This is a genomic window from Marinobacter sp. CP1, from assembly GCF_001266795.1.
In the GTDB taxonomy this organism is placed as follows: Bacteria; Pseudomonadota; Gammaproteobacteria; order Pseudomonadales; family Oleiphilaceae; genus Marinobacter; species Marinobacter flavimaris.
In genome coordinates this window covers 1,377,241-1,394,831 of the sequence record NZ_CP011929.1, presented here as the reverse complement: position 1 = coordinate 1,394,831, position 17,591 = coordinate 1,377,241, and the positions used below count along the sequence as shown (strand labels likewise).

Below are 17,591 nucleotides of genomic sequence, written 5' to 3'. Positions count from 1 at the left end.
CCTTTTGCAGAGTCTATAGTGTTTAATGTTGTCGGCGTAGGTTGCGCTATGTAAATGTTTGTCAACTCTGCGGTGCAGGTCACAAACACCTGGCCGGCTGGCTCACAGCCAATGCGGAGAAGCTCCCCATGGCACGGAAGCACATCCCCCTGAAGCAGACGCAACAGGGTGCGGTCACATTGCGAACCCTGCTTCTGGTGTTGACCGGAAGTCTGCTGGTTACCCTGTTGGTTGCGGTGTTTATCACCAGCTACGGTTATTTCCGGGACTATGTCTCGGATCAGCTGGCAGGTCATGCCCGTGACGGGGCCACGGCCATCGGGTTGTCCCTGTCCAATGCCATCGACGGCCGCGATCCGGTCGCCTCCGCCTCCCTCATTGATGCGGTGTTTGATAGTGGCCGCTACCTGTCAGTCAGCTATCTGAATCATCAGGGCGAGCAGGTTGCCGGTCGGGCCATGACGCTCAATAAAGTGGCTGTCCCCGCCTGGTTCCGCGACCTCGCAGATCTTCCGCTGCCAGTTGCCGAGGCAGAAGTCGTCCGTGGCTGGAGCCGTCTGGGAACCGTGCAGGTAATCAGCCATCCCGGTCGCGCCTATGAGGACCTCTGGCGAATCACCGTCGGGTTGACTGCCAGTACTGCCGTCATCGGGGGGATTGGACTGTTTGCGGTTTTCCTTCTGCTTCGTCGTACCCTGCGCCCGCTTCATGCACTGGAGGATCAGGCAAAGGCCCTCGGGCAGCGGGATTTCAGGAGGCGGGTCTCTATCAAGTCGACCCGCGAGATCAATCAGGTGACCGACGCCATGAACCGGATGGCGGATGACCTCGGCCAGCTCTTCGAAGGCCAGGCGAAACTCATTCAGCACCTGCGCCGGGTAAACAACGAGGATTCGGTCACCGGGCTGGCCAGCCGGAGTGCCTTCGACCAGCGCCTGAAGGTGGAGGTGGAGTCCGAGGAAAAGGCGGCACCCGGAATTCTCATGCTGATTCAACTGGCCGACTTTTCGGGATATAACCAGGCCTATGGCCGGAGCGAGGCCGACCGCCTGCTGCTGCGGGTGGCAACCTGGATTGGCGAATTCGTCATGCAGCATGCCGGGTCGTTTGCCGGGCGCCGAACGGGCGCCGAATTTGCCATTTTTCTGCCCGGTGCGATGCCGGCTGATGCCGGTGTCTGGTGTCGTCAGCTGGTCACGGACCTCGATGGGGTCTATGCAGATCTTGCTTCGCCGATGGATACCGCTGTTCATGCCGGGCTGGCGAGAACGCTGGACGGCCGTGGTGCCCGGGATCTGATGGCGGCCGCGGACGAAGCATTGCGCGCTGCCCAGAGCAGGGCCGAGAGTGGCTGCCATCTGGCTGACCCTGAAAAGGACGGCCATCACAACCTCGAAACCTGGCGGGTGATTATCAGTCAGGCGATCCGCCGGCAGGCCCTGTCGCTGTGGCTCCAGCCTATGGTGAACGAGGGCCGGCTCATGCCGGTCTATCATCAGGTGTTTTCCCGGATCGATTCCGCCGAAGGGGCCTTGAAGGCAGGCACTTTTGTACCAATGGCTGAGCGTTTCGGGCTGATCTCGGAACTTGATCGTCTGCTGGTCCAGCGGGTGCTCGATTGCCTGAAACAGAGCCCGGATCAGCCGCTGGCGGTCTCGCTTGGCAATGCCTCCGTGGCCAGCGAGGCATTTCGCACGGATTTGCTGGACCAGCTGCGGCAGGCTGGTTCGCCGGCACGGAATCTCTGGATCGGTATTTCAGAACAGGCAATCCATCACCACCGGACCGCGGTGGGCCTACTGGTCCGGGCGTTGGGGCGACTCGGTGTTCCGGTACTGGTCGACCGCTTCGGGGTGGGAGGCGTACCGTTCAGTTACCTGAGAAATCTGAGGTTTCAGGCCCTGCGTATCGACAACAGCTTCATCCACAATATCGACACCCATGAAGATAACCGCTTCTACCTTGAGTCTGTGGTGGCCATCGCTCACAGTCGTGGCGTGAAAGTCTTCGCCACAGGAGTGGAAACTGCCGCGGAATACTCGGTACTCTGTAAACTGGGTATCGACGGGGCCATGGGTTACCATCTGGGCAGGCCGTTTGCCGCTGACAATCAACAGACAGGGGATTAAAAGTCATATGCCAGGCAAAATCAGACAGTACTTCAAGGACAAGAAAGACGATGTTCAGGATTATGCCGGCGGCAGCGGCGTAATTGGCAAACTGATTCTGGCGTTGGTTGTGGTCTACCTACTGGTGGCGCTGGTGCTCGGCATGATCTGGAGCAGCGAGCCGGACACCTTCTCGGTGCGCGAGCACACGAGGTCGGTGGCCAACACGATGGAAAGGGAGCCCATTACCGGCTTTGCCACCACGGTCACCATGATTCGTATCGCAGAAACCCTGTTAGACAAGCCTGGTGGCTATATTTCCAACGACATTTTCCCGCCTGGACTCTGGCTGGATAACATGCCGAACTGGGAGTACGGCGTTCTGGTTCAGCTTCGGGATCTTTCGCGCGCCATGCGCAAAGACATCAGCCGCTCGCAAAGTCAGTCCGCGGAAGATCGGGATCTGACGATCGCCGAGCCCCAGTTCCATTTCGACAGCGAGAGCTGGGCAATCCCGTCTACCGAGGCCGAGTACCGTCGGGGTATTACCGCTCTGAAGCGTTACCTTGACCGGCTGTCGAGCCCGGAACAGGCCGACGCCCAGTTTTTCGCCCGAGCGGATAACCTGAGCAACTGGTTGGCGGACCTGGAGACTCGCCTGGGAAGTCTGTCCCGTACACTTGGTGAGAGTGTCGGCAAGGCATCGGTATCAGACTCGGTGATCACCATGAACTCCGGTGATCCTCTTGCTGAGGAAGCGACCGGAGAAGACGTGAAGACACCCTGGACCAAAATTGATGACGTTTTCTATGAGGCCCGCGGCAGCTCCTGGGCGCTTCTGCACATCTTCCGGGCAATTGAAGTGGATTTCCGGAAAGTGCTGCAGGACAAGAACGCCATGGCCAGCGTACGGCAGGTGATCATCGAGCTTGAGGGCGCTCAGGGCGAAATGTGGAGCCCGGTGATTCTCAATGGCAGCGGCTTTGGCGTACTGGCCAACCACTCGCTGACCATGGCCGCCTACCTTTCCCGCGCCAACTCGGCGATCAGTGACATGCGGGACCTGCTGTCCCGGGGCTGATGACAGGAGAGTTCGATCCAGAAACAAAAAAACCGGGCGCTAAGCCCGGTTTTTTTATGCCATCAAACCAAGAAGAGTCCGGCTTAGCCTTTGTAGGCGTTAACGGAATCCACGATGGCTTTCCTGGCGGCGTCGGCGTTGTCCCAGCCTTGCACTTTTACCCACTTGCCGGGCTCGAGCGTCTTGTAGTTCTCGAAGAAATGCTTGATCTGGTCGCGCAGCAGCTCGGGCAGATCGTCAATTTCCTTCACGTCATGGTAAGTGGTGGTCAGCTTGTCATGGGGAACTGCAACCAGCTTGGCGTCGCCACCGGCTTCGTCTTCCATGTTCAGCACACCCACGGGGCGGCAGCGAATCACGGAACCGGCCTGGATCGGGTAGGGGGTTACAACCAGTACGTCCAGGGGGTCACCGTCGTCGGCCAGGGTGTGCGGGATGAAACCGTAGTTGGCCGGGTAGAACATGGGGGTCGCCATGAAGCGGTCTACCAGCAGGGCGCCCATGTCTTTGTCCAGTTCGTACTTCACCGGGGAGCTGTTGGCCGGGATTTCGATAGCAACGTAGATGTCTTCAGGCGGGTTCTTGCCTGCGGGGATGTTGTCGAATTGCATGTGCGATCCTTCCTGGTACGTTAAAGGTACGTTTAACTGCGGTTAAAAAGTGGGCGCAATTATACGGGAGTATCCTGCAGTTCGAAACTAAACCTTGGTCGTTGAGTTGGGTGCACGCGGCTATCTGGCGGGGCTTTCCGAAAAACGCCCGTGAATACGTCCCTGTAGGGCTCGGTCGCGCCATCCCTGGCGCTCCACGTTTTCGGAAAGCCCCGCCAGATACCCGCCCGAACCTTTGAGGAAAACCGTTGAAGTAAACCCGAAACAAAGAACGCAATATTCAACACGAGGATTGCAAAGTGTTCGAACGGGGCGTGTCAGTGGCTGTTCCAAAACTGTAGAGGGCCATGGATGGCCCGAAACAAGCGCACATGGATGTGCTCGTAGCGTGTTTTGGAACAGCCACTGACATGCCCCGCCACCAAAACCCAGCAAGCTGGGTCAGGACAAGAGGGCGAACGCGGAACCCACAGCTCAGAGCTTGATCTGCTTGGCAATGAGTTCCTTCATGATCTCGGTGGTGCCGCCGCCGATGGAGAGAATCTTGGCATCCCGATAGAGGCGCTCGACGACGGTTTCCCGCATATACCCCATGCCACCGAACAGCTGCACCGCTTCCCGGGTGACCTTTTCGCAGACATCCACCGAGAAGTTCTTGGCCATCGCCACTTCCTTGATGGGGTTTTTGCCCGCCTGCATCAGGGCGGCGCAGCGGTAGGTGTATTCCCGGGCTACGTCGATCTGGGTCGCCATATCCACAAGCTTGTGGCGGGTCACCTGGAAGCCCGTGATATTGCGGCCGAACGCCGTGCGTTGTTGGGTGTATTCCAGCGCCGCTTCGTAGGCCAGTTGGGCGGTCATGTAGGCCATGATGGCCAAGCTGAGACGCTCGAACAGGAAATTGCTCATGATGGCGATGAAGCCGGCGTTTTCGGCGCCGATCAGGCGGTCGGCCGGCACGCGGCAGTCCTCGAAAAACAGCTCGGCGGTATCGCTGGCCCACCAGCCCATTTTTCGCAGTTTCTTGCCGGTGGAGAATCCGGGCATGTCCCGGTCGATCAACAACAGGCTGATACCGCCGTGGCCTTCTCCACCGGTGCGTACAGCAACCGTATAGTGGTCGGCGCGGATGCCGCTGGTGATGAAGGTTTTGCTGCCGTTTACAATGTAATGGTCGCCATCGCGGACGGCCCGGGTTTTGAGGTTGGCGACATCGGAACCTCCGCCGGGTTCGGTCACTGCCAGGGCGGCAATTTTTTCGCCCCGCAGCACCGGCGGCACGATCTGTTCACGGATGTCCTTTTTTGCCCATCTGGCGACTGGCGGCAGCCCGATATCCAGAGACCCCAGGCCAGCGACGAGACCGCCTGATGTGGAGCGCATAAGCTCTTCAGAAACGGCTACTTTCAGGAAAATGTCGCCCTCTCCGATGCCCCCCAATGCTTCCGGAAAGCCAATGCCCAACAAACCTGCATCCCCGGCTTTTTTGTAGAGATCCCGGGGAAATTCACCCGCTTCTTCCCAGTCGTCGATGTGCGGCAACACGTGGGTTTCGATGAACTTGCGGGCGGTCGCGCGGACCTGCTGATGGGTTTCGTTGAAGTATTCGGACACGGTCTGGCTCTCCCTGATCGGAATCAATGGGAAGCAGTGTCGCCTAAATATTATTACCAAGCAAGCGCTTGGTTGTTCGTTCATTCAGGCAATAAAAAAGCTGGCCCGAAAGGCCAGCTTCGACATCGAGGAGCGACAGAAGTCGGTCAGGCGCCTTCGCTGGAGATGCTTTTCACGCCGTCCTTTGTTCCCAGCAGCAGGAGATCAGCGCGGCGGCGGGCGAACAGGCCATTGGTGACCACGCCGACGATGTTGTTAAGCTTTTCTTCGACTCGGATCGGTTGGGAAATGTCCATGTTGTGGACGTCGATGATAATGTTGCCGTTGTCGGTCACTACCCCTTCCCGATAGACCGGATCACCGCCCAGTTTCACGATTTCCCGGCCAACATGGCTCCGGGCCATGGGAATGACTTCGACCGGAAGCGGGAATTTGCCCAATACGCCGACCATCTTGGAGTCATCGGCAATGCAGATGAAGGTCTTGGCAACCGCGGCCACGATTTTTTCCCGGGTCAGCGCGGCACCGCCGCCTTTGATCAGTTCCAGGCGGTCGTTGGTTTCGTCAGCGCCGTCCACATAGAACTCCAGTTCTCCGGCACTGTTAAGGTCGTAAACCGGGATGCCGTGGCTTTTCAGACGCTCGGCGGTGGCCTCCGAGCTGGCAACGGCGCCGTCAAACTCGGTCTTGAGTTCCGCGAGCATGTCGATGAAGAAATTGGCCGTGCTACCAGTGCCCACACCGATCACGCTCTCGCTATCAAGACGAGGAGCAATGTAATCAATGGCGGCTTTGGCGACGGCTTTTTTCAGTTCGTCCTGGTTCATCATTGGCTCCGGCTGTAAATCAGGTTGGCTTTGCCGGCATTATAGCGCTTAAGAGCCCTCTGCTTATAGACGGCTGCCGTGCAAACTTTCTACACTGTGGGTTTTTCTCAGCCAGTCATCACTCACACATCGACCAAAAGCCGGAACTGCTATGCCGCAACGCTACATCAAGAAGATTCTCGATGCGCGCGTCTATGACGTGGCCATCGAAACACCCCTGACTGAAGCCCGCAGTCTGTCCAAGCGCTTTGGCAACAATATTCTGCTCAAGCGTGAAGACCTTCAGCCGGTGTTTTCCTTCAAGATTCGTGGTGCCTATAACCGGATTGCGCAGCTTTCCGAGGAGCAGAAGGCCAAGGGTGTCATTTGTGCGTCGGCCGGAAATCATGCCCAGGGTGTGGCGCTGGCTGCCAAGAATCTCGGGATCAAGGCGGTAATTGTGATGCCGCAGACCACGCCGGAGATCAAGGTGCGTTCGGTACGGGATCACGGTGCCAAGGTGGTTCTCAAGGGCGATGCCTTCGACGAGGCGGCGGCCCACGCTCAGGAGTTGATCGCAAAGCACGGCTACACCTACATTCCGCCGTACGATGATCCCGATGTGATCGCCGGCCAGGGCACGGTGGCCATGGAAATCATGTGGCAGTTCAGCAAGCCGATCCACGCCATCTTCATCTGTGTTGGTGGCGGCGGGCTGATTGCCGGCATGGCCGCTTACATCAAGTATCTGCGCCCCGAGATCAAGGTGATTGGTGTCGAACCGGAGGACTCCAACTGCCTCCAGGCCGCCATGAAAGCGGGCAAACGCGTGGTGCTCGATGAAGTGGGCATCTTTGCTGATGGTGTGGCAGTCAAGCAGATTGGTAAGTACCCCTGGGAGATCTGCAAGGGCCACGTGGACGAGGTGATCACCGTATCCACCGACGAAATCTGCGCGGCCATCAAGGATGTGTTCGAGGATACCCGCTCCATTGCCGAGCCGGCCGGTGCCCTGGGTGTGGCCGGCATCAAGAAATACATCGAGCGCGAGAAAGTCGAGGGCGAGAACCTGATTGCCACCCTGAGCGGTGCCAACATGAACTTCGACCGTCTGCGCTACATCTCCGAACGCACGGAAGTGGGCGAGAAACGCGAGGCCATCCTGGCGGTGACCATTCCGGAGAAACCGGGCGCGTTCAAGACCTTCATCAACGCCCTGCACAAGCGCAGCATCACCGAGTTCAATTACCGCTACGCCGATGCTACCAATGCCACGATTTTCGTTGGCATCCAGATTGCCGCGGGTGGTCACGGCCGCGAGGATCTGGTTCAGGATCTTCGGGAGAGCGGATACTCGGTGGTCGATTTAACCGACAGCGATCTGGCCAAGCAGCACATCCGTCACATGGTGGGCGGCCACGCGCCGACCATCACCAACGAAAAGGTGTTCCAGTTCGAGTTCCCGGAGCGTCCGGGGGCGTTGCTGAAGTTCCTGATGTCTCTTGGTACCCGCTGGAATATCTCCATGTTCCACTACCGCAACCACGGTGCAGCCTACAGCCGTGTTCTGCTGGGCGCCCAGGTGGACGACGATGAAGTGCAGGATTTCGAGAAAATGCTGGATAAGGTTGGCTTCCGCTATGACAACATGACGGACAACGAGGCCTATCAGCTGTTTCTTGGGCAGGGCAACGCGCGTTCAAGTTAACTCTGGGTAGGGCAGGGTCTGGCAGGGCTTTCCAAAACTGTGCGGAGCCATGGATGGCGGAGCCAAGCGTACAGGGATGTATCCACAGCGTGTTTTGGAAAGCCCTGCCAGACCCTGGCCGGTCCCCGAATGCAAAGCTTACTGAATTTTAATCTGTGAAAAATTGTAAAAGTACAGATAGGTGTTAGTCTTTCTTCTGATTCTTGAAGTCAAGAATAGCTATCTGATTTCCCGACACTTTTAAAACCGCATTTTGAGGAACTGAAGCCATGGGCGGCAAGCCTGACATCATCAAAGCCATTGTGCTGATTTTTGCCATCGGCCTTGTGATTACTGGTTTCACATCCATCCACGCCTCCGAAGATAAAGACGCACGAGCGGCCAATCTGGTTGGCTCCGTTCAAGTCATGAATCAGCCGCTGAACCGGTAACGTCGCTTATCGGTCACTACGCTGTGAAGGGGCACGTCCCAGGGCTCTATTGGCAGCTTCTTAACTTTCTGGAAATCGTGGGCCAGGCCAATCAGCTTCGGCGCCAGCCTTGGCCGTATCCGGCTGAAGGCAAATGTTCTGTCGTAAAAGCCTCCTCCCATCCCCAGTCTTCCGCCCTGTTCGTCAAACCCCACTAACGGAAACAGTACTGCATCCAGTGCCCAGGCCGGGCGCCGCAGGCCTTTGCTGAACCCTGGCTCGGGAATGCCAAACCGGTTGGCGGTGAGTTCCACGCCATCGTAGTAGGGGCTGAACACCAGCCTGCCTTCATGAATCGGATGGAGTACCGGCAGGTAGAAGCGGATGCCCTTGCGCCGGGCGATGTCCAGGTATACGTGGGGATCAATTTCGCCGTCGTTGGGCAGATAGATGGCAATGTGCCGGGCCCGGTGCAGGTCTGGATTCTTCAGCAGATTGAGGGCCAGGTGCTCGGCGGCCTGTTGCTGTTTTTCAGCGCTCAGGTCGCGACGATTCTGCCGCAGGCGTTTGCGAAGTTCACTGCGCGACAGGGTATCAGGGTGGGACTGGAACGGTTGAGGCTCGATAAACTGGCTCAAAATAAAGCTTCCCGGGCTGCCGTTATCGGATGTGGCCCTTGAACCCAAAGTTCAAGGTCGGTGGCCGCTGTGACATATTAGGCTTTCCCCTGTCGGGGACGTGCTCACAATGCCCTGAAGTAGCCACCTGGGTAGTGCGCATCGGCTCGAGGACGTATCCGACTATCCCGAACAGCCCAGGAAGTTGTTCTCATTATACGGGCAGTGTCGGGGCCGATTGCAACACCTGTCTGAGATTCTCCGGGGATTTAACGACCGGAGCCATCACCCAGCGCTCCGTCCAGTTTGTTGTCCATGGCTCGCAGCAAGGTGCTGGTGGCATCGGACATGGTGTCGCGCTCGAGCAGTTCGTGGGTTATGTTGAGAGCGGCCATTACAGCAATGCGCTCGGTACCAAAAACCTTGCCGCCGGCGCGGATTTCCCGCATTTTGCTGTCCAGATGCCGGGCGGCACGCAGCAGTGCCTCCTGTTCTTCCTCGGGGCAGGCGACCAGGTATTCCTTGTCGAGGATTTTCACCTCAACCGTGGTGGATTGCTGTGCCATCAGTGATGCTCCAGGGCCCTAAGGCGGCTGATCATGGCTTCGATCTTGTGCTTCGCGTGATCGTTCTTCTGCACCAGCTGGGCCCGTTCCCGGTTCCAGTCGTCCTGCAGTTCCCGCAATGTGGCGTTGTCCCGCTCAAGTTTCTGACAGCGTTCAATCAGCCTGTCCAGCTTGTCCGCTAATGCCTGTACTTCGGACTGTTCCATGACGTGCCCAGCAGTGGTTTTATGATATTAAGCTCAACTATAAGTGTGGACGCTAAGTCGGTCAATTTACAGGCTTGTCATTGCGTTCCCTGCGTGATGCCCATCACTGATCTGCTGCCTCGCCAAAGCCCAGCCGGCGGATCTGGCGCCATGTGTTGAAGGCGGGTATCAGCGCCACGGTGAAGGCGGCAACCGGAACCAGGGCCATTAAAGTCCATTCCTCGGGCGTTAATGGGCGAAGCTCAATCTGCAGGCCATAGTTGGCCAGTAACCATGGGCTCGCCAGTGCAAGGCCCGCCATGCCAAGGGCCAAAGCCATCACGCAGGCGGCAAGGGCAAGAACCACGCACTCGAGGATGTAAAGTGAGGCAATCAGCGCCGGAGAGGCACCGGTTGCCCGCAGCACCGCAATTTCATGGGCCCGCTGGGCCTGGAGGGTCAGAAGTACGGCAATCAGCCCGATCAGGCTGGTTACCACGACAAAACCGGTTATGCCCAGCAGTGCTCGCTCAAACTGGCCCATCAGCCGCCAGAGTTCACTGAGGGCGACTCCCGGAAGTATGGCCGAGAGCGGCTCGCCGGCAAACTGGTTGATTTCCCGCTGTATGCGGAAGGTCAGGATTTGCCGGTCGATACCAACGAACACGGCGGTAATGGCATCGGGTGTGAAATCTCGGCCCTTTGCCTGCTCCGGTGTGATTGTCCGTCCGGGGATGGCGACCCCGGATTCCCAGCCTACGTGCATGGCCTCCATGCCATCCAGGCTGATATACACGGCCTGGTCCACCGGCGTGCCAGTGGGCGCCAGTATGCCGGTGACGGTAAACGGCGTGTCTTCGTGGTTGGAGAAACTGGTGCGTCCACCGCCATGGGATAGCACGATCTGCTCGCCCACCTGATGCGCCAGCGAGCGGGCAACGCCGGCACCCAACACTACATCAAAGACGCCTTCAAACCACTGGCCTTCATCCAGTTCGAGGGGCAGGTCGCGGCCGTAGCGGAAGTGCTTGAAAAAGTTCTCATCTGTGGCGACCACACGATTACCCCGGTAGCTGTCTCCCAGGGAAATCGGAATCAGCCAGGCCAGGCGGTTATCCTGTTTCAGGCCCTGATAGGTCGACCAGCGAATGTTGTTGGTGGCATCGCCAATATGAAACACGGTGTACAACAGCAGGTTCAACTGGCCACTTCGGGCGCCGATGATCAGGTCTGTACCGCTGATGGTGCTGGTGAAGGACTGCTTGACCTCCGTGCGGAGGTATTGGATGCCCAGCAACAGGGAAACGCTCAGGGTCAGGGTCAGGCACACCAGGGCCAGTACTTTTTTCCGGTGCCAGAGGCTGGCCAGGGCGAGTGTCAGGGCCAGGCGTGCTTTCATGTCCGGTCACCCTGCAGTTCCAGCTGATTATCGAAATGGCGGGCCAGGGACTGGTCGTGACTGACGAACAGAACCGAGGTGTTGTGCCGGTGCGCAAGAGTTAGAAGCAGTTCCAGGAAACGGTCCCGGTTGTCGGCATCCAGTGCGGAAGTCGGCTCGTCCGCGAGAATCAGGCCGGGCGCGCCAATCAGCGCCCGGGCGGCTGCGATACGTTGCTGCTGGCCAATACTCAGCCTGGTGACTTTCCTCTGCCAGTGGTCCGCGGGGATGGACAGGGCGGCAAGCAATCTCTCAGCCTCGTCTTCGACGGTCGGTTCGGTGCGCTCTCTGCGCAGTTCAGAAAGTCCGCAGGGCAGGGTGACGTTGGCTCGTGTGCTCAGGTAGGGCACCAGATTGAACTGCTGGAAGATCACGCCCATGTGGTCGGCCCGGAACTGGTCGCGGGCGCCGGCACCGAGCCGGTGGATATCGGTTCCGAGTACGCGGACAGTGCCAGAGGCCGGCCGAAGCATGCCTGCCAACAGGCTGAGCAGCGTGCTTTTGCCACTGCCGCTCGGGCCGTGGAGGAAAAGGTGTTCGCCGCGTTTCAGTATGATGTCCGGAAAGCTGAGGCGGGGCTGGACAGGATCCCAGGAAAAGGCGAGCCCGCTGACTTCCATCGCAGTTTCTGTGCTTCGGGAACTGTTGCTGGCTGAGTCTGTCTTGCTGGTCATGTTGGTTGCCGTCGGCCCGGTGTATGATGGCGGTTTCCGGATAGTAATCTCAGGAGTCTTTGGTCCAATGATGTCTGCCCCGGCACGTTCGCGCTTTGCGCTGCCTTTTTTCATCGCGCTTACCCTGGTGTGTGTACTTCCATCAACAGGCCGGACTGAAACCCGGGAGATCGACTGGCTTGAACTGATGCCCGCCGAGGATCTGGCGCTGCTGGAGAATATGCCAGAGATTGAGCACGAGGGCGATGGCCCGCCGCTGTTGCCGGACGAGATCATGACCGGTCGGGTTGTGCCGGAGATGGGCGGTGTGGAAGGGCGCATCCCCGGCTTCGTGGTGCCCCTGAAGACGACCGAGGATATGCGCATCCTGGAGTTTTTCCTGGTGCCCTACTACGGCGCCTGTATTCATGTGCCGCCACCGCCTCCGAATCAGATCATTCACGTCAAGTACAAGGAAGGTTTCACGCTTGAGGCCCTGTATGATCCGGTCTGGATCGAGGGCAAACTGGTGATTGACCGTACCGAGAACGACATTGGCACCTCTTCGTACTCTATGGTGGCAACCGGGGTTGAGCCCTACGAGGAATAATTGGCGAGCCCCATTATCGGCCGTCTGGCCTGAAGCTGGTCTCTCCACGCTCCAGGCGGCCTGAACCCTGGCCTCCTGACCAGACCCACTCGACATTCAGGTGTTCAATCTCGGGAAAGCGCACTGTGAGCGGTGTAGAGAGTGCCTCGGAAGCATTCAGTCTGGCGCAGGTCAGGGTCTGGGTGACTTCGAAATCCGAGTGGGTGGAGCCGTTCTCGCCCGAGTGCTTGTCATCGTGGTCGTGGGCGTGACCATGATCGTGTCCGTGATCATCACTGCCGGCCTGATGGTGTACCACCGCACTCATGACTGTGCAGCCGGCCTCGGCGGTGTCCACCAGTGGCGTCTCTCCGAGCCAGGTGGTGGTCTGGTTGACCAGTGCCTTTTCCTCTTCCGTGCGAGCGCGGTGTTCGAATCCCAGCAGGTTGTAGGCCGGTGATGTGAAAATCAGGTCGATCTGGTTGCCATCAATGGCCAGTTGCAGTTCGGCATGACCGTGCTGGTGAGCGCCGGGGTTGTCGCTGGCGAACGTGGAGCCGGCAGTCAGAATGGTCGCGGCCAGGATGGCGTTGGTTACCTTTGAAGAAGTCATGGCAGTGTCTCGCAGGATCAATTGTTACGTTATAACATATTGTTCTCTGTCCGGATAAAAATCAACAGGCAGTGCCTTGGCATCGCCTGAATGCTAAAGTAGGCCTCTAATTCACCAACACAGGATCCGCCTGTTTCATGTCAGAAACCGACACTTCCGGTGCCGCCCGCGCTGCAGAATTCGAGCGCTGGGCCAACGTTTTTACTGCTCACAAGGCATTCAGCCACCCATCCGAGTTGCACGGCGCGCTCTGTGGTCGACTGGCGGCCGGATCCCGTATTGAAGAGCCGGAGTGGCTGGCAATGGTGTGTGAGCACATGGGGCTGGCTGAGGACGCGGCCGAGGAGTCTGACGATCTTGCTCCGTTCATGAACCGGGCCTATGAGCAGACCCTGGAGCTCTTGAAATCAGCCGACATGAGTTTCCATCCTTTACTACCGGATGACGACTACGCCATCGAGCAGCGGCTGGAGGCCCTGGTTTCCTGGGTGCGGGGATTTCTCGAGGGTATGGCATTGTCGGCCGGCGAGTCGCTTGGCCAGGCGCCCGACGAGATCCGGGAGCTGATCGAGGATATGGTGGCCATCAGTCAGCTATCCGAAGAGGAAGAAGCGGACGACGAGAGCGAGCAGCAGTTGCTGGAAATTACCGAATACATCCGGCTGGGGGCACTCGCCGTGTTTACCGAATTCAATGCCCCCGAACCGCCGAAGTCTGATTCGCCGACCCTGCACTGAGCCGGGTCCTGATTGCAGGAGAGACTATGAACTCCATGATTCCCGTGAAGGAGTTTGCCGAGCGCCGTCGCAAGCTGATGGAGCGTATGGCGCCAGACAGTATTGCGATAATCCCGGCCGCTCCGGAGCGTGTCCGTAATCGGGACGTGCTGCATCCGTTCCGCCAGGACAGCGATTTTCATTACCTGTCCGGTTTTGGTGAGCCGGAGGCCGTCCTGGCGCTGATTCCGGGCCGTGAACACGGGGAATCGGTACTGTTCTGCAAAGAGCGCAATCCGCAGAAGGAGCTCTGGGACGGTTTCCTGGTTGGCCCGGAAGGCGCCATCGAACGCTACGGCCTGGACGATGCGTTTCCGATTGCAGACATCGACGATATCCTGCCGGGCATGATCGAGGGTCGCAGCCGGGTGTATTATCCCCTCGGCAAGGATGATCATTTTGACGCCCGTGTCATGGACTGGGTGAAGATGATTCGCAGCAAGGTTCGCAGCGGCGCCCATCCGCCGGGCGAGTTCGTAGCCCTGGAGCACCTGCTTCATGATCTGCGGCTATACAAGAGCGCCAATGAGATCAAGATCATGGCCAAGGCCGGCCAGATCAGTGCCGAGGCCCATTGCCGGGCCATGAAACGGGCCCGCAAGGGCGGCTTCGAGTACAACCTCGAGGCCGAGCTTATCCACACCTTTATGGAGCATGGCGCACGGTCTACGGCCTATCCCTCCATCGTGGGCGGGGGCGCCAATGGCTGCATCCTGCATTACATCGAGAACAGTGCACCGCTGAAGGACGGCGATCTGGTGCTGATTGATGCCGGCTGTGAATACCAGTGCTACGCCTCCGACATAACGCGCACCTTCCCGGTCAGTGGAAAGTTCAGCAATGAACAGCGGGCCCTCTACGAGGTGGTGCTGGCGGCGCAGTATCGGGCCATCGAGGCGGTCTCGCCTGAAAATCACTGGAACCGGCCCCATGAGGCTGCGCTGGAAGTACTGACCCAGGGCCTGATTGATCTGGGGCTGTTGTCCGGCACCCTGGAAGATGCCATTGCCAACGAAACCTACAAGCCCTTTTTCATGCACCGAACCGGCCACTGGCTGGGGCTGGATGTACACGACGTCGGCGATTACAAGGTCGGTGACGCCTGGCGCCAGCTGGAACCCGGCATGGCCCTGACCGTCGAGCCAGGCCTCTACATTGCGCCAGATAACACCGACGTGGATGAGAAATGGCGCGGCATTGGCATACGCATCGAAGACGATGTGGTGGTGACCAAAGACGGCTGCCGGGTCCTGACCGAAGCGGTGCCGAAAACCATTGCCGAAATCGAAGCCCTGATGGCGGACTGACAGCCTGTGACCAAGCCTGATACCGATCTGATCATTGCCGGCGGTGGCCTCGCCGGAGCGACCCTGGCTCTGGCGCTGGCACGGATGGTGCCGTCACTGCGCGTGACCGTGGTCGAGGCCTTCCCGCTCTCGCCCGACGCCCTGCCGGAGAGTTACCAGCCGAGTTACGATGCCCGTTCAACCGCACTGGCGTGGGGCTCCCGGTTAATCTTTGAGGAGCTGGGGCTGTGGCAAAGGCTGGCCGAACATGCCACACCCATCGAACATATCCATGTTTCAGATCGGGGCCATTTCGGCGCCACACGGTTGCATGCTGCCGAGCATGGCCAGGCGGCGCTCGGGTACGTGGCTGACAATCGCTGGATGGGGCTGTGTCTGATGCGTGAGCTTCTGGATACCAACGTCCAGTGGCGGGCGCCGGCAGAAGTAACGGACATGACGCCCATTCCCGGCGGCGTCCGTGTTCAGCTCTCAGAAGAAGGTGAAGAGACCGCGGAACTGAAGGCCCGTTGCCTCGTCGTTGCAGATGGCGGTCGTTCCGGTCTGCGGGAAAGGCTCGGGTTCCGGCCGGATCGTCACAGCTACGGCCAGAACGCACTGATCGCAAATGTCTCTACCAGTGACAGCCACGGATTCACTGCCTTTGAACGATTTACCGATGCCGGTCCCATGGCTCTCTTGCCCCATGGATCACCGACCAGAGCCGGACATCAATCGGCACTGGTCTGGACGCTATCCGATGAGGTTCTGCAGCAGGTTCTGGCGCTGCCCGACGACGAGAAATGCCGTTGGCTTCAGGACCGGTTTGGCTGGCGTCTGGGCCGGTTTACCCGCATCGGCGCCTGTCACCATTACCCGCTGACCCTGACGACGGTGGACGAGCCGGTACGCCCTGGGGTTGCCCTGGTGGGCAATGCGGCCCATGCCCTGCATCCGGTCGCCGGGCAGGGCTTCAATCTCGCGCTGAGAGGGCTCATGACGCTGGTCGAACAGTTTCGCCTGGCTGAAGAGCAGGGCAGGTCGATTGGCGATCTCGAGGTCCTGAAGGGCTACCAGGCACTGCATCGGGAAGACTGGCAACAGACGGTGCGCTTCTCCGATTCGCTTGTGCGTTTGTTCGGGCATTCCATGCTGCCGGTTGCGGCGGCCCGCGATGCCGGCCTGGTGGGTCTTGATCTGTTGCCTGGGGCAAAACGCTGGTTTGCCCGCAAGGCCATGGGCCTGGGCGGCCGCCGGGCCGTGATTGAGCGGCCGGGTAAGCTGAAGCGGGAGGCGCCGGCTGATGAGTGAGGCGCAAACGTTCGATATTCTTGTGGCTGGCGGTGGCATGATCGGTTCCGCCCTGGCTCTCGGGCTGTCACGACAGGGTTGGCATGTGGGGCTGGTGGAAGGTTCCGGCCATGAGTCTCTGGTTGAGGCGCCGGACTCCGCCACCACCGTTGCCGATTTTGAACCACGGGTCAGTGCCATTTCGGTGGCGAGCCAGCAATTGCTGGAGCAACTCGGAGTCTGGTCCGAGGTGACCGCCGGTCGGCACTGTCCTTACCAGACCATGACGGTCTGGGATGGCGACGGCACGGGGCGAATACAGTTTGAGGCAGCCGAGCTGCAGGCGAGAGCCCTCGGAACGATTGTCGAGAACCGCAGCATCGTCCGATCACTGTTCAGGGCTTTGGAACAAAGTCCGGTCGAACTGATTGATGGCGCGAGGATTACTGGCTGTAAACAGTTGTCTGGAACTTATACGGTTGAGCTGGAGGATGGTCGATCTTTGTCGGCGGGGCTATTGGTCGGTTGTGACGGTGCCAATTCCCGTCTGCGCCACTGGGTTGGCCTGCCAACGCGTGAGTGGGACTACGACCAGCAGGCAATCGTATGCACGGTGAAGACCAGCCAGAGCCACCGTTTCACCGCGTGGCAGCGATTTTCGACGACCGGGCCGCTGGCGTTTTTGCCCTTGCTGCCAGAGTCCGGAGATGAGCATTACTGTTCCATTGTCTGGTCCCAGGATACCGGGGAAGCGCGGCGTCTGATGGCTTTGGACGACACCGACTTTGCCGCTGAACTTGAGCGTGCGATTGAGCGCGAGCTGGGATCGGTGGAGTCCATTTCCGGCCGCTTCGCCTTTCCGCTTCGACAGCGCCACGCGAAGGACTACATTGCCCCCGGTTTTGCCCTCGTCGGCGATGCGGCCCATACCATCCATCCGCTGGCGGGACAGGGTGCCAACCTTGGCTACGGAGATGTACGGGCTCTGCTCGATGAGCTTTCGCGAGCCAAAAAGGCGGGCCTGAGTCCAGCCAATGAGCTGGTTCTGGCGCGCTATCAGCGCCGCCGGAAAGGCGAGAATCTCGCCATGATGGCCGCCATGGAGGGCTTCAAGCAGCTGTTCGGCCGTGAGGAGCTGCCGGTCCGCTGGCTGCGAAATACCGGCCTGCGCTGGCTCAACCAGATGGGGCCGGTGAAAAATCGTATAGCTGCCGAGGCCATGGGGCTTAACGGCTGAATA

General features: G+C 59.2%; 18 protein-coding genes and 1 other RNA gene. 9 read left to right on the top strand and 10 right to left on the bottom strand.

Annotated features, from left to right (window positions below):
• The first annotated feature begins 128 nt into the window (after window positions 1-128).
• Both ACP86_RS06635 and ACP86_RS06630 read left to right on the top strand, forming a co-directional pair.
• Window positions 129-2,129, top strand: a complete 2,001-nt coding sequence (locus ACP86_RS06635) for an EAL domain-containing protein (RefSeq protein WP_053113133.1) — start codon at window positions 129-131, stop codon at window positions 2,127-2,129.
• Between the two features lie 7 nt (window positions 2,130-2,136).
• The gene (locus ACP86_RS06630; RefSeq protein WP_014578424.1) at window positions 2,137-3,189 is read left to right on the top strand and encodes a DUF2333 family protein; all 1,053 of its coding nucleotides are present in this window, start codon (window positions 2,137-2,139) and stop codon (window positions 3,187-3,189) included.
• Window positions 3,190-3,272: 83 nt separating this feature from the next.
• Here the strand turns inward: ACP86_RS06630 and ppa are convergent, their stop codons facing one another.
• The 3 genes from ppa to rpiA all read right to left on the bottom strand — a co-directional run bounded on the left by ppa (window position 3,273) and on the right by rpiA (window position 6,241).
• Window positions 3,273-3,800: an inorganic diphosphatase gene (gene ppa, locus ACP86_RS06625; RefSeq protein ID WP_008170949.1), complete on the bottom strand. Its 528-nt coding sequence runs from the start codon at window positions 3,798-3,800 to the stop codon at window positions 3,273-3,275.
• A gap of 474 nt (window positions 3,801-4,274) precedes the next feature.
• A complete protein-coding gene (locus ACP86_RS06620) occupies window positions 4,275-5,414 on the bottom strand; it encodes an acyl-CoA dehydrogenase family protein (RefSeq protein WP_053113132.1) in 1,140 nt (379 codons plus the stop codon).
• Window positions 5,415-5,560: 146 nt separating this feature from the next.
• Entirely contained in the window at window positions 5,561-6,241 is a 681-nt protein-coding gene (rpiA, locus tag ACP86_RS06615; protein ID WP_053113131.1) for a ribose-5-phosphate isomerase RpiA, read from the bottom strand.
• A 151-nt stretch (window positions 6,242-6,392) separates the two neighbouring features.
• Between rpiA and ilvA the strand changes: the two genes are divergently transcribed.
• Window positions 6,393-7,928 carry a threonine ammonia-lyase, biosynthetic gene (ilvA, locus tag ACP86_RS06610; protein WP_053113130.1) on the top strand — a complete coding sequence of 512 codons (1,536 nt, stop codon included), beginning with the start codon at window positions 6,393-6,395 and terminating at the stop codon, window positions 7,926-7,928.
• A 269-nt stretch (window positions 7,929-8,197) separates the two neighbouring features.
• On the top strand, window positions 8,198-8,359 hold the full coding sequence (locus ACP86_RS22985) for a hypothetical protein (protein WP_008170953.1): 162 nt from the start codon (window positions 8,198-8,200) through the stop codon (window positions 8,357-8,359).
• On the opposite strand, the gene ACP86_RS06605 is transcribed toward ACP86_RS22985, so the two are convergent.
• The 6 genes from ACP86_RS06605 to ACP86_RS06585 form a co-directional block, all read right to left on the bottom strand.
• On the bottom strand, window positions 8,341-8,976 hold the full coding sequence (locus ACP86_RS06605; RefSeq protein WP_008170954.1) for a 5-formyltetrahydrofolate cyclo-ligase: 636 nt from the start codon (window positions 8,974-8,976) through the stop codon (window positions 8,341-8,343). The genes ACP86_RS22985 and ACP86_RS06605 overlap by 19 nt on opposite strands.
• Window positions 8,977-8,980: 4 nt before the next feature.
• Window positions 8,981-9,162: non-coding RNA, 6S RNA (gene ssrS, locus ACP86_RS22055), on the bottom strand.
• Between the two features lie 62 nt (window positions 9,163-9,224).
• Window positions 9,225-9,521, bottom strand: a complete 297-nt coding sequence (locus ACP86_RS06600) for a cell division protein ZapA (protein WP_014578418.1) — start codon at window positions 9,519-9,521, stop codon at window positions 9,225-9,227.
• Window positions 9,521-9,727 carry a TIGR02449 family protein gene (locus tag ACP86_RS06595; protein ID WP_008170964.1) on the bottom strand — a complete coding sequence of 69 codons (207 nt, stop codon included), beginning with the start codon at window positions 9,725-9,727 and terminating at the stop codon, window positions 9,521-9,523. Before ACP86_RS06595 ends, ACP86_RS06600 begins: the two co-directional genes overlap by 1 nt.
• 103 nt (window positions 9,728-9,830) lie before the next feature.
• Window positions 9,831-11,105 (bottom strand): ABC transporter permease, encoded by a 1,275-nt coding sequence (locus ACP86_RS06590; RefSeq protein ID WP_053113129.1) that lies wholly within the window; start codon window positions 11,103-11,105, stop codon window positions 9,831-9,833.
• Window positions 11,102-11,818, bottom strand: a complete 717-nt coding sequence (locus ACP86_RS06585; protein WP_053113128.1) for an ABC transporter ATP-binding protein — start codon at window positions 11,816-11,818, stop codon at window positions 11,102-11,104. Before ACP86_RS06585 ends, ACP86_RS06590 begins: the two co-directional genes overlap by 4 nt.
• 67 nt (window positions 11,819-11,885) lie before the next feature.
• Between ACP86_RS06585 and ACP86_RS06580 the strand changes: the two genes are divergently transcribed.
• Window positions 11,886-12,407: a DUF3299 domain-containing protein gene (locus ACP86_RS06580; protein WP_094182492.1), complete on the top strand. Its 522-nt coding sequence runs from the start codon at window positions 11,886-11,888 to the stop codon at window positions 12,405-12,407.
• A gap of 13 nt (window positions 12,408-12,420) precedes the next feature.
• Here the strand turns inward: ACP86_RS06580 and ACP86_RS06575 are convergent, their stop codons facing one another.
• Window positions 12,421-12,999, bottom strand: a complete 579-nt coding sequence (locus ACP86_RS06575; protein WP_053115481.1) for a ZrgA family zinc uptake protein — start codon at window positions 12,997-12,999, stop codon at window positions 12,421-12,423.
• Between the two features lie 137 nt (window positions 13,000-13,136).
• Here ACP86_RS06575 and ACP86_RS06570 point away from each other — a divergent pair, with 137 nt between their 5' ends.
• From ACP86_RS06570 to ACP86_RS06555, 4 genes are read left to right on the top strand one after another with little or no spacing between them, the layout of a single operon-like run.
• Window positions 13,137-13,736 (top strand): UPF0149 family protein, encoded by a 600-nt coding sequence (locus ACP86_RS06570; RefSeq protein WP_053113127.1) that lies wholly within the window; start codon window positions 13,137-13,139, stop codon window positions 13,734-13,736.
• Window positions 13,737-13,762: 26 nt separating this feature from the next.
• Window positions 13,763-15,082 (top strand): Xaa-Pro aminopeptidase, encoded by a 1,320-nt coding sequence (pepP, locus tag ACP86_RS06565; RefSeq protein ID WP_014578412.1) that lies wholly within the window; start codon window positions 13,763-13,765, stop codon window positions 15,080-15,082.
• A gap of 6 nt (window positions 15,083-15,088) precedes the next feature.
• On the top strand, window positions 15,089-16,372 hold the full coding sequence (ubiH, locus tag ACP86_RS06560; RefSeq protein ID WP_053113126.1) for a 2-octaprenyl-6-methoxyphenyl hydroxylase: 1,284 nt from the start codon (window positions 15,089-15,091) through the stop codon (window positions 16,370-16,372).
• Complete coding sequence (locus ACP86_RS06555; protein ID WP_053113125.1) at window positions 16,365-17,588, top strand: FAD-dependent monooxygenase; 1,224 nt, start codon at window positions 16,365-16,367, stop codon at window positions 17,586-17,588. Before ubiH ends, ACP86_RS06555 begins: the two co-directional genes overlap by 8 nt.
• The last annotated feature ends 3 nt before the right edge of the window (window positions 17,589-17,591 follow it).

Bases quoted from the DNA above. Each gene is read 5' to 3' on its own strand.
- ACP86_RS06570 (WP_053113127.1), top strand. From the start codon at position 13,137: ATGTCAGAAACCGACACTTCCGGTGCCGCCCGCGCTGCAGAATTCGAG.
- ACP86_RS22985 (WP_008170953.1), top strand. From the start codon at position 8,198: ATGGGCGGCAAGCCTGACATCATCAAAGCCATTGTGCTGATTTTTGCC.
- ACP86_RS06555 (WP_053113125.1), top strand. From the start codon at position 16,365: ATGAGTGAGGCGCAAACGTTCGATATTCTTGTGGCTGGCGGTGGCATG.
- ACP86_RS06595 (WP_008170964.1), bottom strand. From the start codon at position 9,727: ATGGAACAGTCCGAAGTACAGGCATTAGCGGACAAGCTGGACAGGCTG.
- ACP86_RS06630 (WP_014578424.1), top strand. From the start codon at position 2,137: ATGCCAGGCAAAATCAGACAGTACTTCAAGGACAAGAAAGACGATGTT.
- rpiA (WP_053113131.1), bottom strand. From the start codon at position 6,241: ATGAACCAGGACGAACTGAAAAAAGCCGTCGCCAAAGCCGCCATTGAT.
- ACP86_RS06575 (WP_053115481.1), bottom strand. From the start codon at position 12,999: ATGACTTCTTCAAAGGTAACCAACGCCATCCTGGCCGCGACCATTCTG.
- ACP86_RS06580 (WP_094182492.1), top strand. From the start codon at position 11,886: ATGATGTCTGCCCCGGCACGTTCGCGCTTTGCGCTGCCTTTTTTCATC.
- ilvA (WP_053113130.1), top strand. From the start codon at position 6,393: ATGCCGCAACGCTACATCAAGAAGATTCTCGATGCGCGCGTCTATGAC.
- pepP (WP_014578412.1), top strand. From the start codon at position 13,763: ATGAACTCCATGATTCCCGTGAAGGAGTTTGCCGAGCGCCGTCGCAAG.
- ACP86_RS06585 (WP_053113128.1), bottom strand. From the start codon at position 11,818: ATGACCAGCAAGACAGACTCAGCCAGCAACAGTTCCCGAAGCACAGAA.
- ACP86_RS06635 (WP_053113133.1), top strand. From the start codon at position 129: ATGGCACGGAAGCACATCCCCCTGAAGCAGACGCAACAGGGTGCGGTC.
- ACP86_RS06590 (WP_053113129.1), bottom strand. From the start codon at position 11,105: ATGAAAGCACGCCTGGCCCTGACACTCGCCCTGGCCAGCCTCTGGCAC.
- ACP86_RS06600 (WP_014578418.1), bottom strand. From the start codon at position 9,521: ATGGCACAGCAATCCACCACGGTTGAGGTGAAAATCCTCGACAAGGAA.
- ppa (WP_008170949.1), bottom strand. From the start codon at position 3,800: ATGCAATTCGACAACATCCCCGCAGGCAAGAACCCGCCTGAAGACATC.